The following is a 19,761-nucleotide window of genomic DNA, read 5'->3' as shown; positions in this document are numbered from 1 at the left end:
CGCGTCGCCAGATTGCCTTTCCTTTCCCGGCCCTCTAACATTCAGCGTGTTGTAGCTGCCGCATGGAGGCGCAGGTGACGCTCGATTCCTTTTCGCAAAAAATCCTTCGCCTGTTGCAGCTCGACGCGCGCCGTTCCGTTCAGGAAATCTCCGACCAGGTCGGCCTGTCGAGCACGCCGTGCTGGCGCCGCATCAAGGACATGGAACAGTCGGGCGTGATCCAGCGCTATACGGCGCTGCTCGATCGCGAGAAACTCGGCCTGCACGTCTGCGCGCTCGCGCACGTGCATCTGACCCGCCACAACGAAGGCGGCGTCGAGCAGTTCGAGCGCGAGATCGCGACCTGCCCGGAAGTGACCGAGTGCTACAGCACGACCGGCGAAGCCGATTACATCCTCAAGATCGTCGCGCCGGACATCAAGGCCTACGACGTGTTCCTGCACGAACGCATCTTCAAGATCCCCGCCGTGTCGCAGGTGCGCACGAGCGTCGTGCTGCGCGAAATCAAGTTCGATACGCAACTGCCGCTGTGACGCGCACGCACGCCCAGCAGGCCCGCCGGCGGCGGGTCAGGCCTGCGCGGGCATCGTGCGCGTGAAGCCGATCCGGCGCGCGCCGAACTCGCGCTTCAGCGTGTCGGCATCGAGCCGGCCGGCCAGCGCCGCATCGGTGTCGTGCGGATCGCACGCGAGCGTCACGTCGATCTCGAGCCCCGTACTCAGGTAATGCAGGTTGATGGCCGCCGCCCGCAGCCCGCGCTGCGCGAGCGCGGCCTCGATCCGTGCCGCGATCTCGCTGCGCGGCGGCAACGCGAGCGCCGGGCGGCGCGCCGCGTCGTTCTCCGGGTCGACGTGGATCAGCGCGTCGAGCACGCGCGAGTCGGTCAGCACGCGCGCACGCGCGGTCTCGGCGATGTAGTGCCCTTCGGACACGGAGATTTTCGGGTCGACGAGGATGTGCGCGTCGACGAGCGCGGCATCGCCCATCTTGCGCGTGCGCAGATCGTGCACGTCGCGCACGCCGGGTGTCGCCGCGAGCAGCGCGCGGATGTCGGCCGTGTCGCTCGTATCGAGCGCGCGGTCGGAGAGGTCCTGCAGCGCGTCATAGCCGAACATCCAGCCCATGCGCGCGACCATGAAGCCGACGATCGCCGCCGCGATCGGGTCGAGCAGCCGCACGCCGGCCAGGCTGCCGACGATACCGATTGCGACCACGAGCGACGATGCGGCATCCGAACGCGCATGCCATGCGTTCGCGACGAGCATCGCCGAGCGCACGCGCCGCGCTTCGCGCAGCATGTAGCGAAACAGCGCCTCTTTCGACACGAGCACCGTCAGCGCGACGATCAGCGCGGAAAAATGGACTGCCGGAATGTTTTCGAGATTAACGAGACGGTCGCCGGCCCGCCAGAGCATGCCGACGCCGACCGCAATCAAGATTGCACCGAGAAACAGCGAAGCGACGGTCTCGTAGCGGCTGTGCCCGTAATTGTGGTCGGCGTCCGGCGATGCGCCGCTATGCCGATTCGCAACCAGCACGACAAAATCCGAGATCAAATCGGAAATCGAATGCACGCCGTCAGCAATCAATGCCTGCGAATGCGCAATCACGCCAACGGCGATCTGAAATGTCGCGAGGACGACATTCAGCACAATACTGACGAACGTGCTCTTGCGCGCAACGGTGTGCTTATCTGCGCTCTGCGCGTCGCCGGAAAACGTGGACATGAAATATGAGATATCGGTGTGCGATACCCGATTCTATCAAGCGCGGCCGGCGAACTCCGCCAATACCCACAAATTTCTTATTTAAATCAACCGCTTATGCGAACAGGTCGCATTTCCATTCGCACCGGATCATTACATTTTCATGACAGCGGCATGCGCGGCGACCGCTGGAAACAAAAAAGCCGCGCTCCTTCACGGACACGCGGCTTTTTTGAAGCGCAGGCAACTTAAACAAACGTTTAAATCGCAAACTGTTCACGGTTCTTGCCCGCGATCCAGCGCGGCGGCTTGCCGCGGCCCGACCACGTCGCGCCCGTTTCCGGATCGCGGTATTTCGCGGCGACGCCGGCGCGCGGACGGCCAACCTTGCCTGCCTTCGCGCGGCTGAGGCCGAGTTCGGCGAGCGAAAAGCCGTAGTCGGCAATTTTCTGCTTCACGTCATTCAGCACTTCAGCGTATTCACGCGACTTCGCTTCTTCGATTTGCTTCTCCAGCTTCTCCCGCTGGGCCAGCAGGTCCTTGTAAGAAGACATAGTTTCCCTTTCTATCTGACTAATGGCGCCGGTCTGAGCCAGCTCACCATTCATGAAATATATGTGCCTCGGATTTTCGAAGGCAGAGATTAGCACAAAAAAGATTTGATAGAAGCGAGATTCATGAAAATCCCGAGGTGAATTGAAATTCACTCGTGTCATTTTGACCGGTCGCGGCCTTTTCTCAAATTTTTACGTTCTTACACAGAGATCAGGACATTAGCCATTGGCTATTCGGTCTATCAACATACGCAATTACCCGCATTCGGAAAAATCGAAGCTTTCATCGGACGACAACTTTACGAAAATCGGATGGCGCGGTTCGGTAAACGGACAAAACGCGGACGAGTCGCTACCCGCGACGTCACGTCACATCTCGCGCGCAGGCGATCAGCCGTTCGCGCAACGCGCCCGCGTCGGCCGATGGCATCTCGAACGGTGACCGCACGCGGCGGCCTTCGTATCGCCAGTCGGCGCCGTGGCGATCGACGCCGAGCAGTTCGAGCCCGTCGCGGCGGCCCTCGCCGGTTTCGTATGCGTCCCACAACGCCTGTTCCTCGTCGAAAGCCAGCGGCGGCAGCGCATCGAGATGCGTGCCGTCGACCCAGCCCATGCGCCCGAAGCCGCCGATATAGCGCAGCCGCTCGACATCGAGCGCCCAGAACGTGAAATCGCCGAGCGCGAGATAGCGCGCGGCGTCCGGCTCGTAGCGAAGGTAGCGCGCGGTGACGTGCGGATCGTCGCCGAGCGGCACGAACCGGCCGAGCAGCGTCGCACGCTCGGCGTTCAGCACGTCGCCGCCGGGGGCGTCGACGACGAGGAAGCCCGCGCGCGGATCGCAGACCAGATTGCGCGTGTGCTCCGCCAGGCCGCTCACGAGGATCACGGGGCGATGGCTTGCATCGGGCGCAAACGGGACGACCGTCGGATACGGGAAGCCCTGCGGATCGCGCGCATGGGTGGCGAGCGTGCCGAGTGCGCAGCGGTGCAGCAGATGCAGGGCGAGAGCGGGATCGATGTTCAAGGGGACTCCTGCGGTCGAAGGGCGGCGCGCCGGGCACGCCATGCGCTTCGATGTTACCCGCGGGCGCGGGGTGTCGCGCATCGGTCGAACGGCCGACGGGGGCGAACACGGGCGACGGGTCGCAGCGCTGCCGCGCCACCCGGTCTCCACCCACCGCCCCCTCCACCAAACGGCCATCGCCCGGCACGATCGTAAGCGGTTCGATAGAATCGGACAGGTCCGACGGGCGCCGCGTGCGTCCGCGCATTCCTTTTGACGAGCCTTTCCGTGTCCGAATCCTCTTCCCCCGAATCGTCGTCCCCGTTCGCCGCGCCGCCCGACGCGCACCACGTGCTGTCGCTGCCGGCCCGCCAGCGCGCGCGCACCGCGTCGATGGCGCTGTTCTTCGTCGCCGGCATGATGTACGCGTCGTGGGGCGTGCACGTGCCGACCGTGCGCGACAAGTTCGCGCTGAGCCCCGGCCTGCTGTCGATCGCGCTGTTCGCGGTCGCCGGCGGCTCGATCGCCGCGATGCTGACCATCGCGCGCTGGATCGCACGCGTCGGCTCGCGCACCGCGTGCCTCGTCGGCGGGCTCGTGATGTCCGCGTGCGCGGCGCTGATCCTCGTCGTGCCCGACTACTGGATGCTGCTCGGGGTGCTCGCGCTGTTCGGCTTCTCGATGGCGACGCTCGACGTCGCGATGAACGCCGAGGCCAGCGCGGTCGAGATCGCGCTCGGCAAGCCGATCATGTCGTCGCTGCACGGGATGTTCAGCATCGGCGGGATGTCGGGCGCGGCGGCCGGCGGCGCGCTGCTGTCGGCCGGCATGGCGCCGGCCGCGCATCTCGCGCTCGCGGCGGCGGTGAGCGCCGCGGTGCTGGTGGCGGCGAGTCCGGCCGTGCTGCCGCATGTGCCACATCACGAACAGGCGCACGGCGGCGGCAACCGCTGGCGCTCGCCCGCGTTGTGGATGCTCGGCGGCATCGCGCTGATCGCGTTGATCGCCGAAGGCGCGATGTACGACTGGGCGACGGTCTACATGCGCGACGTCGTCGCAGCGAGCCCCGCGCTCGCGAGCGCCGCGTATGCGGCGTTCTCGGGCGGGATGGCCGCCGCGCGCTTCGCGGGCGACGCCGTGCGCGCGCGCTTCGGCGCGCCGCAGCTCGTATTCGCGAGCGCGTCGCTCGCGTGCGCGGGGATGATCGGCGCGCTGCTGCTGCCGAATCCGGCGGCCGTGCTGATCGGCTTCACGATGATGGGCCTCGGCCTGGCCAACATGATGCCCGTGCTGTTCGCGGCCGCCGCGCGCGTGAAAGGCATCCACGCGGCCGAAGGGCTCGCGCATGTGGCCGGGCTCGCGTATTTCGGACTGCTGTTCGGTCCGGTCGTGATCGGCGCGGTCGCGCAGGCCGCGAACCTGACGATCGGCCTGTCGGTCGTCGCGCTGTGCGCGGCGCTCGTCGCGATCATCGCGCCGAAGGTGCTCGCCCACCTGAAGATCTGACGGCGCGGCGGCCTCCGCCGGCCCAAAAGAAAGCGCGCATGAGTTACCGCATGCGCGCTTTCACCCCTCCTGCGACCGCTTGTTGCGTTACATCTTCACTTCGTCGAGCAGCGACTTCTTGCCGCCCTTGTAGTTGTACAGCGAGATCACGCCGTGCTGCAGGTCGCCCTTCGAGTCGAAGGTCGTCGTGCCGATCACGCCCGTGTAGTTCGTCGCCGGCATCGCCGCGAGGATCTTCGCCGGGTCCGTCGAGTTCGCGCGCTTCATCGCGTCGGCGATGATGTACACGGCGTCATACGTGAACGGTGCGTAGATCTGGATCGGCTGGCCGAAACGCTTCTCGTACTTCGCCTTGAACGCGCCGCCGCCCGGCATCTTCTCGAGCGACGCACCGGCTTCCGAGCACACCACGTTGTCGGTCGCGTCGCCGGCCAGGTCGGCCAGCTTTTCCGTGCACACGCCGTCGCCCGCGAAGATCTTCGCGCGCAGGCCGAGCTGCTTCGCCTGTTTCGCGAACGGGCCGCCGGTGGCGTCCATGCCGCCGTACATGATCGCGTCCGGGTTCTCGCCCTTGATCTTGGTGAGAATCGCGCGGAAGTCGACCGCCTTGTCGTTCGTCGCGTCGTGCGACATCACCTTCAGGCCGAGCGCCTTCGCCTTCTTCTCGAACTCGTTCGCGAGACCCTGGCCGTACGCGGTCGAATCGTCGACCACGGCCACGCTCTTGATGCCCTTCGAGTGCGCGTAGTTCGCGAGTGCCGGGCCCTGCTGCGCATCGGTGGCCACCACGCGGTACGTGGTCTTGAAGCCCTGCTGCGTGTAGGCCGGGTTGGTCGCCGACGGCGAGATCTGCACGATGCCCGCATCGCTGTAGATCTTCGAGGCCGGGATCGACGTGCCCGAGTTCAGGTGGCCGACCACCGCGACGACCTTGTCGTCGACGAGCTTCTGCGCAACCTGCGTAGCCTGCCGCGGGTCGGCCGCGTCATCCTGCGGGTCGAGTTGCAGCGTGATTTTCTGGCCGCCGATCGTGAGACCCTTCGCGTTGATCTCCTCGACTGCGAGACGCGCACCGTTTTCGTTGTCCTTGCCCAGGTGTGCAATGCCGCCCGTCAAAGGCGCGACGTGACCGATCTTCACGACTTGATCGGCGGCCGCGTTGCCTGCAGCTGCAACGCACAGCATCGCCGCTGCGGTGATCGGCAACAGCTTCTGCATTTTGATATTCATGTAAGTCTCCAGTTTCGGTCCCAATAAACGCCATCGCCCGGTGCCCCGTTGCCATCCCTGTGCTTGCATTCACTGGACGATTCGCCGGTTGCATCGTTCATGCACTTGGCCTCAAGCACGTGAAAACAGCCGCTTTTAGCAGCCGCCCGTCCGTACTTGCGCGCAAGTGTAGGTGATCAAATTAATTTGTGGGACTTTTTTGGGGTAGTGGTAACACTACCGATACGCGCACTTTGGAACGACTCCTCGAATATCCCTGCGAGGCCCGCCGGATAAGGGTTTCCGCTAATTCCAGGCGACTCGATGAAAGGTCGTTTTAAAACATTCCCGCGGCATTTCGATTCGGTATTTTGTGCCCGGGATCATTGAATGAAACGCGCGTGACAACGCGCGTTTCGTCGTCCGATATGAACGATTCAGGCCACCGCCGCGCGCCATTCGGCATCGAGCGCGGCCACGAGCTGCGACGTCGTCGGCGCATCGCCGCGCCGCCGCGCGAGCGGTGCGCCCTGCCCGGCCCACAGCGACAGGTAGTCGCCGTCGTTCGCGCGTGCGGCGGCCTGGCGCAGCGGCTGCGTCAGCGCGTTCTGCACCGGATACGGCGCGACGTCGGCCAAGCGTTCGCCGAGCCGGGCCATCAGCGCGTTGCGCAGCCCGCGCGCGTGGCGGCCGGTGATCGCGCGCGTGACCTGCGTCGACGTATCGGTGCTCGCGAGCAGGCGCGCCTTCCAGTCCGGCGCGATCGCGCTTTCCGCGCAGGTGAGGAACGCGGTGCCGAGCTGCGCGCCCTGCGCGCCGAGCGCGAGCGCGGCCGCGATCCCGCGCCCGTCCATGATGCCGCCGGCGGCCAGCACCGGCAGGCCGGTCGCATCGACCAGTTGCGGCACGAGCGCGAACGTGCCGATCAGCGCGTCGGCGGCCGAACCGATGAACGTGCCGCGATGCCCGCCCGCCTCGGCGCCCTGCGCGGACAGCGCATCGGCGCCGGCCGCCTGCCACGCGAGCCCTTCGGCCACGTGCGTCGCCGTCCCGATCACGTAGGTGCCGGCGGCCTTCAGGCGCGCGACGTCGGCCGCATCGAGCACGCCGAACGTGAAGCTCGCCACCGGCACGCGCAGCGCGACGAGCGCGTCGAGCTGCGCGCGGAAGTCGGGCGCGTAGCGGGCGGGCGCGGTGCCCGGCGGCAAGCCGAGCGTCGCGTTCAGCGGGTCGATCGCGGCCAGTGCGCGCGCGACGGTCGCCGCATCGGGCGCGGTGTCCGGCAGCACGAACAGGTTGATCGCGAACGGGCGATCGGTCGCCGCGCGGATCGCGTCGACTTCGGCCGCGATGCGCTCGGGCGCGAATGCGCCGGCGCCGAGGCTGCCGAGCGCGCCGGCATTCGATGCGGCGACGACCATCGCGGTCGTGGTCGACCCGACCATCGGCGCCTGCACGAGCGGCAGGCGCAGGCCGAAGCGTTCGGAAAAGGGGGTGGAGAGCAGACGGGCGGACATGGCGAATCCTTCGATGACGATGCGCGAAAGCGCTTTGTAAAGGCCGGCACATCGACTCTATCGAAGCGGCCCAGCGCCGAAAAATGAATAATCGAGATTGAAACGATCGCTGCGCGAGAAGCGCTCGCGTGCCCTGCACCGACTCACGATCGGTGGCACACTAGGCCGCCCTATTCCACCCCGGGGCGCGCACCGCGCACCCCGTTCGCCAGGAGTTCAGAACGTGACTGCCCAATGGATCGACATCCCGACCGGTAACGACAGCTTCGGCGGCTATCTCGCGCTGCCCAAGCGCGGCAAAGGCCCCGCCGTCATCATCATCCAGGAGATCTTCGGCGTGAACTCGCACATCCGCGCGGTCGCCGACCAGTACGCGTCCGACGGCTTCGTCGCGCTCGCGCCGGACGTGTTCTGGCGCACGCAGCCGCGCGTCGAGCTGACCTACGAAGGCGCGGATCGCGACAAAGGCATCGAGCTGATGAAAAAGACCGACGTGGGCCTCGCGGTCGCGGACATCGGCGCAGCGGCCGACGCGCTGCGCGCACGCCCGGAAGTGGACGGCAAGGTCGCCGCGATCGGCTACTGCTTCGGCGGCCAGCTCGCCTACCGCGCGGCCGCGACCGGCAAGATCGACGCGGCCGTCGCGTACTACGGCGGCGGCATCCAGAACGCACTCGACCTCGCCGGCAAGATCACGCAGCCGATCCTGTTCCACTACGCGGAAAACGACCACGGCATCCCGCTCACGGCGGTCGACCAAGTGAAGGCCGCGTTCGCCGGCCACGGCCATGCGTCGTTCCACGTGTATCCGGGCGCCGAGCACGGCTTCAACTGCACGGACCGCGCGTCGTACCATCAGCGCGCGTCGGCGCTCGCGCACGGCCGCACGCTGACCTTCCTCGCCGAGCACCTCTAAAAACGGCCGTTCGCGGGTCCGCGCAGCGGGCCCGCGTTATGCTGCCGACATCGCCACGAGTCACAACGGGGGTGACAGCGATGCACTCGGACTATCTCGCGCACGACGCGATCGGCCTCGCCGCACTGGTGCGCGAACGCAAGGCGAGCCCGCGCGAGCTGCTCGACGCCGCGATCGGCCAGGCCGAAGCGGTCAACGGCGCGATCAACGCGATCGTGCTGCAGGACTATGAAGCCGCGCGCCAGCGCGCGGCGGCCGCGCCCGACGGCGGCGCCGGCGCGCCGTTCGCCGGCGTGCCGTATCTCGTGAAGGATCTCGGCGCGGCGGTCGCCGGGCTGCCGTTGTCGATGGGCAGCCGGCACTACCGCTATTTCGTGCCCGCCGACGATTCGCCGGTGATCGCGCGCAGCCGTGCGGCCGGTCTCAACGTGTTCGGCAAGACCAACACGTCGGAGATGGGCCAGATGCCGTACACCGAACCCGAGCTGTTCGGCGCGTGCCGCAATCCGTGGAATCTCGATCACACGCCCGGCGGCTCGAGCGGCGGCGCGGCCGCGGCCGTCGCGGCCGGCATCGTGCCGCTCGCGCACGCGTCCGACGGCGGCGGCTCGATCCGCATTCCGGCGTCGTGCTGCGGGCTGTTCGGCCTGAAGCCGAGCCGCAACCCGGTACTCGTCGACCTGCCGTCGAACGGCGAGCTGGTGGTCCAGCACGCGGTCACGCGCAGCGTGCGCGACAGCGCGCTGCTGCTCGACGTGACGACGGGCCAGACCTTGCCGAGCGGCGCGCCCGGCACGTTCCTCGGCGAACTCGACACGCCGCCCGGCCCGCTGCGGATCGGCCTCGTGCTCGACCCGATGCTCGCGCCGGCGCTCGCCGACGACACGCGCGCCGCGCTCGACGACGCCGCGGCGCTGCTCGAATCGCTCGGCCACCACGTCGAGCCGGCGACGCTGCACGTCGACTACGCGCGCGCGGCCGAAACCTTCCTCACGCTCTGGGCGACGATCGCCGAGGAGATGGTGCTCGGCGCGCGTGCGCTGACCGGCCGCACGCCGAAGCGCGGCGAATTCGAAGCGGCGACGTGGGCGATGGCCGTGGTCGGCCGGCGCCTCGCGCGCACGCGGCTGCCGGACGTGCTCGAATGGCAGCGCCAGCTCACCGTGCAGGTGTCCGGCCTCGTGTCGCGCTACGACGCGATCCTGTGCGCGTCGCTCGCGGGCCCGCCGGTGAAGATCGGCGAGCTGCAGCCGACGCCGTACGAGACCACGCAGATGAAGGTGCTCGCGGCGCTCCCGGTGAAGCCGCTGTTGAAGGAAATGCTCGCGAGGTCGTCGGAAAAGGCGTTCACGTGGGCCGGCTGCACCGAGCTGTTCAACCTGACCGGCCAGCCGGCGATGTCGGTGCCGCTCTACTGGAACGCGCGCGGGCTGCCGATCGGCGTGCAGTTCGCCGCGCGTCACACCGACGATGGATTGCTGCTCAGGCTCGCGCGGCAGCTCGAACAGGCTCGGCCGTGGTTCGACCGCCGCCCGCCGCTGATGCAGGCGCAGCGCTGACGCACGCGGCCCCGCCGCGCAGGCGGGCCGAAAAAAAAAGCCCCGCCGGCACGAACCGGCGGGGCTTTCACGCAGGCAGCGCGTGAGCGCGCTTACCCGTCGAGCCGTTCGCAGATCGTCCGCGTCGCGGCCGCCGCGTTCAGCGTATAGAAGTGCAGCCCGGGCACGCCCGCGTCGATCAGGCGCTGGCACAGGCCGGTGACGACGTCCGCGCCGAACGCGCGGATCGATTCGCGATCGTCGCCGAAGCTCTCGAGCCGGCGCGCCACCCAGCGCGGCACTTCGGCGCCGCACATCTCGGAAAAGCGCATCAGCTGCGAGAAGTTCGTGATCGGCATGATGCCCGGCACGATCGGCACGTCCACACCCAGCTTGCGCGCATCGTCGACGAAGCGGAAATACGCGTCGGCGTTGAAGAAATACTGCGTGATCGCGGAATTCGCGCCGGCTTTCACCTTGCGCGCGAAATTCTCGAGATCGGCCTTCGGCGAGCGCGCCTGCGGGTGGTACTCCGGATAGCCGGCCACCTCGATGTGGAACCAGTCGCCATGCTCGGCGCGGATGAAGCTGACGAGCTCGGACGCGTAGCGCAGCTCGCCGACCGCGCCCATCCCGGACGGCAGGTCGCCGCGCAGCGCGACGATGTGCCGGATGCCGTACGAGCGGTACTGGTCGAGGATCGCACGCAGGCTGTCGCGCGACGAGCCGATGCACGACAGGTGCGGCGCGGCCTCGAGGCCGTCCTTCTGCATGTCGAGCACGGTATCGAGCGTGCCCTGCTGCGTCGAGCCGCCGGCGCCGAACGTCACGGAGACGAATTTCGGCTTCAGCGGCAACAGCTGCGCACGCGTGGCGCGCAGCTTCTCGACGCCTTCCGCCGTCTTCGGCGGGAAGAATTCAAACGAGAGTTCGATCGGTTTCATGATTCGGTGGGAACACGCCCATGCTCAGCCGATGTCGCGCTGACCGAAGATCAGTGCGGACAACAGCCACGACACGATGCTGTACAGGATCGAACCGAAGAACGCGGACCAGAACCCCGACACCTCGAAGCCCTTCAGCAGCGACGACGCGAACCAGAAGCACAACGCGTTCACGACGAGGATGAACACCCCGAGCGTGACGATCGTGACGGGCAGCGTGAGCAGGATCAGCACCGGACGGATCACCGTGTTGATCAGGCCGAGCACGACCGCGACGATCAGTGCCGTGCCGAAGCTCTTGATGTGGATCGACGGCACGAGGTACGTGATGATCAGCAGCGCGAGCGCGTTGATGACCCAGGTGAGGATGACGCTCATGGAGTGCTCCGGTTCGGTTGTCGATCGGTACGATCAGTGGCCGCCGCCGGCCGCCGCAAGCGCCCGAAGGCGCACCGCGGCAGCCGGCGGCGCATCGGATCAGTAGCGGTAGTGGTTCGGCTTGAACGGGCCGTCCTTCTGCACGCCGATGTACGCGGCCTGCTCGTCCGACAGCACGGACAGGTTCGCGCCGATGCGCGCGAGGTGCAGGCGCGCGACCTTTTCATCGAGGTGCTTCGGCAGGACGTACACCTTGTTCTCGTACTCGCTGCCGCGCACGAACAGCTCGATCTGCGCGAGCGTCTGGTTCGCGAACGAGTTCGACATCACGAACGACGGGTGGCCGGTCGCGCAGCCGAGGTTCACGAGGCGGCCTTCCGCCAGCAGGATCACGCGCTTGCCGTCCGGGAAGATGATGTGGTCGACCTGCGGCTTGATGTTTTCCCACTGGTACTGGCGCGTCGACGCAACGTCGATTTCCGAGTCGAAGTGGCCGATGTTGCAGACGATCGCGTTGTGGCGCATCGCCTTCATGTGATCGTGGTTGATCACGTGGTAGTTGCCGGTCGCCGTCACGAAGATGTCGGCCTTGTCGGCCGCGTATTCCATCGTCACGACGCGGTAGCCTTCCATCGCCGCCTGCAGCGCGCAGATCGGGTCGATTTCGGTGACCCACACGGTCGCGCCCAGGCCGCGCAGCGACTGCGCGCAGCCCTTGCCCACGTCGCCGTAGCCCGCGACGACCGCGACCTTGCCCGCGATCATCACGTCGGTCGCGCGCTTGATGCCGTCGACCAGCGATTCACGGCAGCCGTACAGGTTGTCGAACTTCGACTTCGTGACCGAATCGTTCACGTTGAATGCCGGGAACGGCAGGCGGCCGTCCTTTTCCATCTGGTACAGGCGGTGCACGCCGGTCGTGGTTTCTTCGGTCACGCCCTTGATGTGCGCGAGGCGCGTCGAGTACCAGGTCGGGTCCGCGTCGAGGTGCTTCGCGATCGACTTGTACAGCGCCACTTCTTCCTCGTTGGTCGGCTTCGCGATCACCGAACGGTCCTTCTCGGCCTTCGCGCCGAGGATCAGCAGCAGCGTGGCGTCGCCGCCGTCGTCCAGGATCATGTTCGCGAATTCGCCGTTCGGCCATTCGAAGATGCGGTGCGAGAACTCCCAGTATTCGTCGAGCGATTCGCCCTTGAACGCGAACACCGGCGTGCCGGCTTCGACGATCGCGGCAGCCGCGTGGTCCTGCGTCGAGAAGATGTTGCACGACGCCCAGCGCACGTCCGCGCCGAGCGCCTTCAGCGTCTCGATCAGCACGCCCGTCTGGATCGTCATGTGCAGCGAGCCGGCAATGCGCGCGCCCTTCAGCGGCTGCTGCGCCTTGTATTCGTCGCGGATCTGCACGAGGCCCGGCATTTCGGTCTCGGCGATGTTCAGTTCCTTGCGGCCCCAGCCGGCCAGCGCCATGTCGGCGACGACGTAATCCTGGGAAGCCTTGGAATCGATAATGGCGTTCATCACGCCCTCCTTTCTAAAAAGTTTCTAGATTGGTGACGTGAGCGCCGTTCAGGAAGCGGAGCCGGCGCGGTTGTGCCGCACGACTGCTTGGTGAAGCCTTCCGAGCCTGGCGGACACAGGAGGTCCGTCGCAACGCTCCTCGGAAAACGGAGGGGATTGTAGCAAATCGGCGCGCGAAATGCGCATGCGCCGCGCGGCAGCGGCGCGCGCGGGCGTCAAGAAAGGGTCAGGACTCCGCGCCGACCCACGCCTGTTCGCGCAGCCGCGCGCGCAGGCGCGCGACGGCCTGGCTGTGCAGCTGGCACACGCGCGACTCGCTCACTTCGAGCACCGCGCCGATCTCGCGCAGATTCAGACCCCGTTCGTAGTACAGCGACATCAGCAGCTTCTCGCGCTCCGGCAGCCGCTCGATCGCCTCGACGAGCGCTTCGCGCAGGTGCTCGTCGAGCAGCGCCGACAGCGGATCGGCGTGATCGACACGGTAGCGGTCGAGAAACGGCTCGTCGTCGGCCGCGCGGTCGAAATCCTCGTAGTAGATGAGCTGGCTGCCGTGCAGGTCCTGCAGCATCCCCTGATACTCGTCGAGCGGCATGTTCAGGTGCTGCGCGATCTCGGTCTCGGTTGCCGAGCGGCCCAGATGCTGTTCGATCTGGTGCACCGCGTGCTCGACTTCGCGCGACGTCTTGCGCAGGCTGCGCGGCAGCCAGTCGTTGCTGCGCAGCTCGTCGAGCATCGCGCCGCGGATGCGCTGCGTCGCGTAGGTCTCGAACTGCGCGCCCTGGTCCTCCTTGTAGCGGCCGGCCGCGTCCATCAGGCCGATCATGCCGGCCTGGATCAGATCGTCGAGGTCGACGCTCGCCGGCATCTTCGCGACGAGCTGCAGCCCCAGGCGCCGTACGAGCGGCGCATATTGCGCGAGCACGTCGGCCTGGGACATCTTTCCTTGAGCGTTGTACATCATGGCCCCTCTCCTTCCGATGGCGCTCACGCGGCGTGTGCCGCGCCCGCCTCATACGACGGCTTGCCGCCCGCGTGCACGGCGCGGCCCGCGCCCGAGCGCGGGCGCATCGGCCAGTACAGCAGGTCGGCGGCAATCTGCCGGTAGTCGCGCGCGGCGGCCGACGACGGGAACGCGTCGACCGCGGCACGCATCAGCTCGCGCGCATGTTCGACGAGCGGATCGGCGCTCACGCAGCCCGCATCGGCGATCGATACCGCCAGGTAGCGGCTCGCGACGCCCGCGAGATTGTCGAACGCGACCTTCGCGTCCGCGGGGCTGCCGACGTGATTGGTCAGCACGCGGAACTGCGCGACCGCATGGGCGTAATGAAGCCGCTTCATGCACGCGTACGCCTCGGTGATCGCCTGCGCGGCGACCCGCGTGACGACCAGCACGTCGTGCGCTTCGCGCGCGAGCGCCGAGAACGATCCGTCGGCGCCGAGCTGCGCGTCGACGAGCACGATGTCGGACGGCCCGTCGATGAAGTCGCTCAATTGCGCGCCGGTGTAGCCGGCCCGCGCGAGCCGCGCGGCCGCGCACAGGCCGAAGCCGGCCGCGACCCGCGTGCGCTCGCCGTCGCGCAGCCATGCGCCCGCGAGCGTCGCGCTGGCCGAATGCACGTCGGCGCGCTCGTCGACGACGAGCACGTCCTTGCCGAGCGACGCGAGCGCCGCCGCCAGGTTCACGACGGTGGACGTGCAGCCGACACTCGCCGGCCCGCCCGTCACCGCGACGATGCGCGACGCGCGCCCGGCCAGCAGGCGCCGCAGCCCTTCGGCCTGGTCGATGGTTCGTTTATCCAAATCGCACCTCGTGCAGCTCGGCGGTGGAACGTGCGGTCAGTGCGGAAAGCAGCGTCGGCATGTCGTCGTCTTGCGGCACGAAGGGCGAGCCGTCGCGCGGTACACAGAACGCGCTCTTCAGCAGGAAACGGGTCGATGCGACGTACAGGTTCTCCGGCACCTTCTGGCCGGTCGACACGTAGTGGACCGGCAGCTTGTAGCGGATCACCGTGTCGAGCACGCCGCCGAGGTGGGTCGCCTCGTCGAGCTTCGTGAGAATGCAGCCGGCGAGGTCCGGATGCTCGCCCGCGCTGCGATACGCCTGCACGACTTCGTTGAGCGTGTCGCCGTGGCTCGTTGCGTTCAGCAGCAGCAGGCGCTGCACCGGCGCGTTCGCGCCGTGCAGCATCGCGATCTGGTCGGACACCGCGCGGTCGCGCTGGCTCATGCCGATCGTGTCGATCAGCACGATGTGCTTGTTGCGCAGCTCGGACAGAGCGAGCGCGAGATCGCCCGCGTCCTTCACCGCGTGCACGGGCACGCCGAGGATCTTGCCGAAGATGCGCAGTTGTTCGTGGCCGCCGATCCGGTAGCTGTCGGTGGTCAGCAGCGCGACCTTGCTCGCGCCGAAGCGCATCACGCAGCGTGCGGCCAGCTTCGCGGTGGTGGTGGTCTTGCCGACGCCGGTCGGCCCCATCAGCGCGAACACGCCGCCGCGCTCCATCAGCGCGTCCTCGCTGTCGAGCACCGGCAGGTTCGACGCGAGCACCGACTGCGCCCAGTCGACGGCCTGCTCGAAGGTCTGCGCGCCGTCGCCCGCCGGCAGGTTGTCGACCAGCATCCGCACGAGCTGCGCGGAGAAGCCGGCGGCGAACAGGTGCTTCGTCAGCGCGCCATGCACGGCGCTGCGACGCTGGCGGTCGTGCCACATCAGGTTGTCGAACTGCGCTTCCATCATCCCGCGCAACTCGCCCAGCTCCTGCATCACCGTATCGTTGACGATCCGCTCGATGCGCGACTTCACCGCATCGGCGACCGCGGCGGCCGCATCGGCGGACAGGCGCGTGCGTTCGGCCGCCTTCGCGGCGTGCGTCGCACCCGGGTCGGGCGTGCGCACGGCCGCGGCCGGCATCCGGCGCTCGGCGTCGCGCACGATGTCGCGTGCCCAGTCGGGCGGCGTCGCGCTCGCGGCGGCCGGCGCGGCCGGCGCGCTCGCCTGCGGCACGGCGGGCGCCGCGTGCGCCCGGGCAATCAGCGCGTCGCGCTGGTGCGTCAGGCGCTTCGCGTGCTCGACCAGCCACGGCGCGGGTTCGGAGGTCGCGGCCGGCGCACCGGCGGCAGGCGCGGCGACCGACGGCATGTCCGCGGGCGCCGCCGCGTCGATCGAAGGCGGCGCGACCGGGTCGTGCGCATCGTGCGCATCGGCGCTGGCGCCGAATACCGACGAGAACACGTCCGGCAACCCGCCTTCGCCTGCCGCATACGGATTGGCGACCACCGGGCGGGCCGGCGTCGCACCCGGGCGCGCGACGATGCCCGGCACCGCGGCGGCCGGCACGGATTCCGGCGCGCGCGACGCGGCGATGCGCGGGCGCGCCGCGGCCGGCGGCGTCACGGCGGCCAGGTCCGAATCGGCGAGTGCGACGATTTCCACGCTGCCGTCATCGAGCGTGCGGTTCGACAGCACGACCGCGTCGGCGCCGAGCGCCTCGCGCACGAGACGAAGTGCGTCGCGGCTCGTTGCGCCGGTGAATTTGCGAATGTTCAAGCGGAACCCCCGATGACGTTAACGACCTTGATCGTGCGTGTGTCCGGCACTTCGGCATACGACAGCACTTTCAATTGCGGCAGGCTGCGGCGCAGGAAACGCGCGAGCATCGCGCGCAGCGCGTGCTGCACGAGCAGCACGGGCGGCAGCCCGAGATTCTGTTGACGCAGCATCGCCTGTTGCGTGCCGGTCAGAAGGTTGTGCGCGAGGCCGGGTTCGAGGCCCGGGTTCGCGCCGGTGGCGAGCGCCTGCGACAGCACGCGCTCCAGATTCGAGTCGAGGCCCATCACCTGCATTTCGCCGGCGCCCGGATACCACTGCTGCGTGATCGCGCGGCCGAGCGCGAGACGCACCGCGGCCGTGATCTCGAACGCGTCGCCGCGGCCCGCATGCTCGGACACGGCCTCGAGGATCGTGCGCATGTCGCGGATCGGCACGCCTTCCTCGAGCAGGTTCTGCAGCACCTTCTGCAGCGTCGTCAGCGAGATCGTCTTCGGCACGAGGTCCTCGACGAGCGACGGCGCATCCTTGCCGGTGCGCTCGACGAGCGCCTGCACTTCCTGGCGGCCGAGCAGCTCGGCCGCGTGCTGGACGACCAGATGGTTCAGGTGCGTCGCGACGACCGTGCTCGCGTCGACCACCGTGTACCCGTACACCTGCGCCTGCTCGCGCATCGCGACGTCGATCCACACGGCCGGCAGCCCGAACGCCGGGTCCTGCGTGGCGGCGCCCGGCAGCGCGGCCGTCACCTGGCCGGGGTTGATCGCGAGCCACTGGCCGGGGAACACTTCGCCGACGCCGATCTCGACGCCCTTCAGCGCGATCCGGTACGCGTTCGGCCGCAGTTCGAGGTTGTCGCGGATATGGATCACCGGCGGCAGGAAGCCGATTTCCTGCGCGAATTTCTTGCGGATGCTCTTGATGCGCTTGAGCAGCTCGCCGTCGCTGTTCTTGTCGACGAGCGGGATCAGCCGGTAGCCGACTTCCAGCCCGAGCGGGTCGATCAGCTGCACGTCGTCCCAGGTCGCCTCGTGGCTGTCCGACGGCAGCACGGCGGGCGGCGCGATGTCGGTCAGGTCGCCGGCCGCCTTGCGGGCCGCCGCGCGCCGGGTCTGCGTGCGCGCCAGCCAGATCGCGCCGGCGCCGAGCGCGAGGAACGCGAAGTGCGGCATCCCGGGGATCAGCCCCATCAGCACGATGATCGCGCCGGTGATGTTCAGCACGCGCGGGTTCGTGAACAGCTGGCCGGTGATCTGCGTGCCGATGTCCTCGTCGGTCGCGACGCGCGACACGATCACGCCGGCCGCGGTCGAGATCACGAGCGACGGGATCTGCGCAACGAGGCCGTCGCCGATCGTCAGCAGCGTGTAGTTGGTGCCGGCGGCGGCGAACGTCATGTCGTGCTGGACCATCCCGACGATCAGCCCGCCGATCACGTTGATCGCCATGATGATCAGACCGGCGATCGCATCGCCGCGCACGAACTTCGACGCGCCGTCCATCGACCCGTAGAACTCGGCTTCCTGCGATACGGCGAGACGCCGCTTGCGCGCCTGTTCCTCGTTGATGAGGCCGGCGTTCAGGTCGGCGTCGATCGCCATCTGCTTGCCGGGCATCGCGTCGAGCGTGAAGCGCGCGGACACTTCGGCGATCCGCCCCGCGCCCTTCGTGATCACCATGAAGTTGATGATCATCAGGATCACGAACACCACGATGCCGACCGCAAAGTTGCCGCCGACGAGGAAGTGGCCGAACGCCTCGATCACCTGGCCGGCCGCGTCCGGGCCCGTGTGGCCCTCGAGCAGCACGACACGCGTCGACGCGACGTTCAGCGACAGGCGCAGCAGCGTCGAGAACAGCAGCACGCTCGGGAACGCCGCGAAATCGAGCGGCTTCATCGTGTACATGCTGACGAGCAGCACCATCACCGACAGCGCGATGTTGAACGTGAACAGCAGATCCAGCAGCAGCGGAGGCAGCGGCAGGATCATCATCCCCAGGATCATGCAGATGAGGATCGGGCCCGCGAGCGCGCGCAGGTTGGTGCCCGCGAACGGGTTCGCGCGTTTGGCGAACAGGCCGGTGGTCGGGGTGCTCATGCTGCGTTCCCCGGCTGGCCGAGCGTGTCGTCGGCTTCTTCGCGCTCGTCGGCGGCGGACACCGACGCGCCCTTGTCGAGTTCGGCCGGCACGTCGAGATCGACCGGCACCGCCGGGAACGCGCCGCCCTCCGAACGGAAGCGCTTCAACTGGTAGACCCACGCGAGCACTTCGGCGACGGCCGAGTACAGCGAGCCGGGGATCTCGCGTTCGAGTTCGACGTTGTGGTACAGCGCACGCGCGAGCGGCGGCGCTTCGAGCAGCGGCACGTTGTGTTCGGCCGCGAGTTCGCGGATGCGCGCGGCGACGAGGTTCACGCCTTTCGCGACGACCTTCGGCGCGCGCATCTCGCCGTCCGTGTACTGCAGCGCGACGGCGAAGTGCGTCGGGTTCGTGACGACCACATCGGCCTTCGGCACGGCCGCCATCATCCGGCGGCGCGCGATCGCGCGCTGCTGCTGGCGGATGCGCCCCTTCACGTGCGGATCGCCTTCGTTCTCGCGATGCTCGCGCTTCACTTCTTCCTTCGTCATGCGCAACTTCTTGTTGTACTGCCAGATTTGGTAAGGCACGTCGAGCCCGGCGACCACCAGCATCCCGGCGACCGTCGTACCGCAGCACACGGCGACCAGGTGCAGCGCATCGGGCAGCGCGACGCCGAGCGGCTGCGTCGCGAGGCCGAGCAGTTCGTCCTTGCTGCGCCAGATCGCGATGCCGCCGATCCCGCCGACCACCAGCGTCTTCGCGACCGACATCCCGAGCTGGATCGGCCCCTGGATCGAGAAGATCCGGCCGAGGCCCGAGATCGGGTTGAGGCGGTCGAACTTCAGCTCGAACGTCTTCTGCGAGATCAGCCAGCCGCCGAGCGCCATCGGCGCGAGCAGCGCGGCGACGCCGGTGAGCGCGAGGATCGGCAGCAGCGCGGCGAAGCCTTCGAGGCTCGCGCTGCCGGCTGCCGACAGCATCCGGCGGGTGTCGAACGCGGTCGCGCGATCGAACGTGAACGCGCCGCGCAGCATCGCCTGCAGATGCCCGCCCGACGGGCCCGCGAGCAGCCACGCACCGTAGAATCCGGCCGAGAGCAGCGCGAACGAAGCCAGTTCGCGCGAACGCGCGACCTGCCCCTCCTCGCGCGCCTTCTCGCGGCGCCTGGGAGTGGCGGCTTCGGTCTTGTCGAGATCGCTCTCGTCTGCCACGGGGCCTCCAGTCGGGTACGGCGGAATGCCGCTTTCCAGTGACACCGATTATTCATGGACGCGTCAAACGCCGATCGGTCGAGCAAAGCCGGGAAAGGGGGGTATTTCGGGGAATCGGGCGGGCCCG

At 68.0% G+C, this 19,761-nt stretch carries 17 protein-coding genes and 1 riboswitch; of the genes, 4 read left to right on the top strand and 13 right to left on the bottom strand.

Annotated elements, in window-relative coordinates; all coding sequences use genetic code 11:
- Positions 1–62: 62 nt before the first annotated feature.
- A complete protein-coding gene (locus WJ16_RS01025; protein ID WP_006477376.1) occupies positions 63–533 on the top strand; it encodes an Lrp/AsnC family transcriptional regulator in 471 nt (156 codons plus the stop codon).
- A 36-nt stretch (positions 534–569) separates the two neighbouring features.
- On the opposite strand, the gene WJ16_RS01020 is transcribed toward WJ16_RS01025, so the two are convergent.
- The 3 genes from WJ16_RS01020 to WJ16_RS01010 form a co-directional block, all read right to left on the bottom strand.
- Positions 570–1,727, bottom strand: coding sequence for a cation diffusion facilitator family transporter (locus WJ16_RS01020; RefSeq protein WP_069255490.1), 1,158 nt, complete (start codon positions 1,725–1,727; stop codon positions 570–572).
- 239 nt (positions 1,728–1,966) lie between these two features.
- On the bottom strand, positions 1,967–2,260 hold the full coding sequence (locus tag WJ16_RS01015) for an H-NS histone family protein (RefSeq protein WP_006491875.1): 294 nt from the start codon (positions 2,258–2,260) through the stop codon (positions 1,967–1,969).
- A 364-nt stretch (positions 2,261–2,624) separates the two neighbouring features.
- Entirely contained in the window at positions 2,625–3,284 is a 660-nt protein-coding gene (locus WJ16_RS01010) for a HugZ family pyridoxamine 5'-phosphate oxidase (protein WP_069255489.1), read from the bottom strand.
- Between the two features lie 267 nt (positions 3,285–3,551).
- Between WJ16_RS01010 and WJ16_RS01005 the strand changes: the two genes are divergently transcribed.
- Positions 3,552–4,769 carry an MFS transporter gene (locus WJ16_RS01005; protein WP_069255488.1) on the top strand — a complete coding sequence of 406 codons (1,218 nt, stop codon included), beginning with the start codon at positions 3,552–3,554 and terminating at the stop codon, positions 4,767–4,769.
- Between the two features lie 87 nt (positions 4,770–4,856).
- On the opposite strand, the gene WJ16_RS01000 is transcribed toward WJ16_RS01005, so the two are convergent.
- Complete coding sequence (locus WJ16_RS01000) at positions 4,857–5,999, bottom strand: branched-chain amino acid ABC transporter substrate-binding protein (protein ID WP_069255487.1); 1,143 nt, start codon at positions 5,997–5,999, stop codon at positions 4,857–4,859.
- 416 nt (positions 6,000–6,415) lie between these two features.
- Entirely contained in the window at positions 6,416–7,495 is a 1,080-nt protein-coding gene (locus tag WJ16_RS00995) for an NAD(P)H-dependent flavin oxidoreductase (RefSeq protein WP_069255486.1), read from the bottom strand.
- A gap of 223 nt (positions 7,496–7,718) precedes the next feature.
- Between WJ16_RS00995 and WJ16_RS00990 the strand changes: the two genes are divergently transcribed.
- Positions 7,719–8,411 carry a dienelactone hydrolase family protein gene (locus WJ16_RS00990; RefSeq protein WP_069255485.1) on the top strand — a complete coding sequence of 231 codons (693 nt, stop codon included), beginning with the start codon at positions 7,719–7,721 and terminating at the stop codon, positions 8,409–8,411.
- An 80-nt stretch (positions 8,412–8,491) separates the two neighbouring features.
- Positions 8,492–9,970 (top strand): amidase, encoded by a 1,479-nt coding sequence (locus tag WJ16_RS00985; RefSeq protein ID WP_069255484.1) that lies wholly within the window; start codon positions 8,492–8,494, stop codon positions 9,968–9,970.
- Between the two features lie 92 nt (positions 9,971–10,062).
- Here the strand turns inward: WJ16_RS00985 and metF are convergent, their stop codons facing one another.
- The 8 genes from metF to flhB form a co-directional block, all read right to left on the bottom strand.
- Entirely contained in the window at positions 10,063–10,893 is an 831-nt protein-coding gene (metF, locus tag WJ16_RS00980; RefSeq protein WP_069255483.1) for a methylenetetrahydrofolate reductase [NAD(P)H], read from the bottom strand.
- A gap of 24 nt (positions 10,894–10,917) precedes the next feature.
- Positions 10,918–11,271, bottom strand: coding sequence for a phage holin family protein (locus tag WJ16_RS00975; RefSeq protein WP_011882923.1), 354 nt, complete (start codon positions 11,269–11,271; stop codon positions 10,918–10,920).
- Between the two features lie 99 nt (positions 11,272–11,370).
- Positions 11,371–12,789: an adenosylhomocysteinase gene (gene ahcY, locus WJ16_RS00970; RefSeq protein ID WP_069255482.1), complete on the bottom strand. Its 1,419-nt coding sequence runs from the start codon at positions 12,787–12,789 to the stop codon at positions 11,371–11,373.
- A 32-nt stretch (positions 12,790–12,821) separates the two neighbouring features.
- Positions 12,822–12,936: riboswitch (S-adenosyl-L-homocysteine riboswitch) on the bottom strand.
- A 79-nt stretch (positions 12,937–13,015) separates the two neighbouring features.
- The gene (locus WJ16_RS00965) at positions 13,016–13,750 is read right to left on the bottom strand and encodes an RNA polymerase sigma factor FliA (protein WP_069255481.1); all 735 of its coding nucleotides are present in this window, start codon (positions 13,748–13,750) and stop codon (positions 13,016–13,018) included.
- Positions 13,751–13,773: 23 nt separating this feature from the next.
- Positions 13,774–14,592: a P-loop NTPase family protein gene (locus WJ16_RS00960; RefSeq protein ID WP_069255480.1), complete on the bottom strand. Its 819-nt coding sequence runs from the start codon at positions 14,590–14,592 to the stop codon at positions 13,774–13,776.
- A complete protein-coding gene (flhF, locus tag WJ16_RS00955) occupies positions 14,585–16,339 on the bottom strand; it encodes a flagellar biosynthesis protein FlhF (protein WP_069255479.1) in 1,755 nt (584 codons plus the stop codon). Before flhF ends, WJ16_RS00960 begins: the two co-directional genes overlap by 8 nt.
- A complete protein-coding gene (gene flhA, locus WJ16_RS00950) occupies positions 16,336–18,438 on the bottom strand; it encodes a flagellar biosynthesis protein FlhA (RefSeq protein WP_069255478.1) in 2,103 nt (700 codons plus the stop codon). Before flhA ends, flhF begins: the two co-directional genes overlap by 4 nt.
- Positions 18,435–19,634, bottom strand: a complete 1,200-nt coding sequence (gene flhB, locus WJ16_RS00945; RefSeq protein ID WP_069255477.1) for a flagellar biosynthesis protein FlhB — start codon at positions 19,632–19,634, stop codon at positions 18,435–18,437. The genes flhA and flhB overlap by 4 nt, the downstream gene beginning before the upstream one ends.
- Between the last annotated feature and the right edge of the window lie 127 nt (positions 19,635–19,761).

This window comes from Burkholderia metallica (genome assembly GCF_001718555.1).
In the GTDB taxonomy this organism is placed as follows: domain Bacteria; phylum Pseudomonadota; class Gammaproteobacteria; order Burkholderiales; family Burkholderiaceae; genus Burkholderia; species Burkholderia metallica.
The sequence above is the reverse complement of the archived record's forward strand: the minus strand, read 5'-3'. Positions and strand labels throughout refer to the sequence as shown.

What these genes read in the sequence shown, in the direction of transcription:
- WJ16_RS01025 (WP_006477376.1), top strand. Translation starts at nt 63, where the DNA reads ATGGAGGCGCAGGTGACGCTCGATTCCTTTTCGCAAAAAATCCTTCGC.
- WJ16_RS01020 (WP_069255490.1), bottom strand. Translation starts at nt 1,727, where the DNA reads ATGTCCACGTTTTCCGGCGACGCGCAGAGCGCAGATAAGCACACCGTT.
- WJ16_RS01015 (WP_006491875.1), bottom strand. Translation starts at nt 2,260, where the DNA reads ATGTCTTCTTACAAGGACCTGCTGGCCCAGCGGGAGAAGCTGGAGAAG.
- WJ16_RS01000 (WP_069255487.1), bottom strand. Translation starts at nt 5,999, where the DNA reads ATGAATATCAAAATGCAGAAGCTGTTGCCGATCACCGCAGCGGCGATG.
- WJ16_RS00995 (WP_069255486.1), bottom strand. Translation starts at nt 7,495, where the DNA reads ATGTCCGCCCGTCTGCTCTCCACCCCCTTTTCCGAACGCTTCGGCCTG.
- WJ16_RS00985 (WP_069255484.1), top strand. Translation starts at nt 8,492, where the DNA reads ATGCACTCGGACTATCTCGCGCACGACGCGATCGGCCTCGCCGCACTG.
- metF (WP_069255483.1), bottom strand. Translation starts at nt 10,893, where the DNA reads ATGAAACCGATCGAACTCTCGTTTGAATTCTTCCCGCCGAAGACGGCG.
- WJ16_RS00975 (WP_011882923.1), bottom strand. Translation starts at nt 11,271, where the DNA reads ATGAGCGTCATCCTCACCTGGGTCATCAACGCGCTCGCGCTGCTGATC.
- ahcY (WP_069255482.1), bottom strand. Translation starts at nt 12,789, where the DNA reads ATGAACGCCATTATCGATTCCAAGGCTTCCCAGGATTACGTCGTCGCC.
- WJ16_RS00965 (WP_069255481.1), bottom strand. Translation starts at nt 13,750, where the DNA reads ATGATGTACAACGCTCAAGGAAAGATGTCCCAGGCCGACGTGCTCGCG.
- flhA (WP_069255478.1), bottom strand. Translation starts at nt 18,438, where the DNA reads ATGAGCACCCCGACCACCGGCCTGTTCGCCAAACGCGCGAACCCGTTC.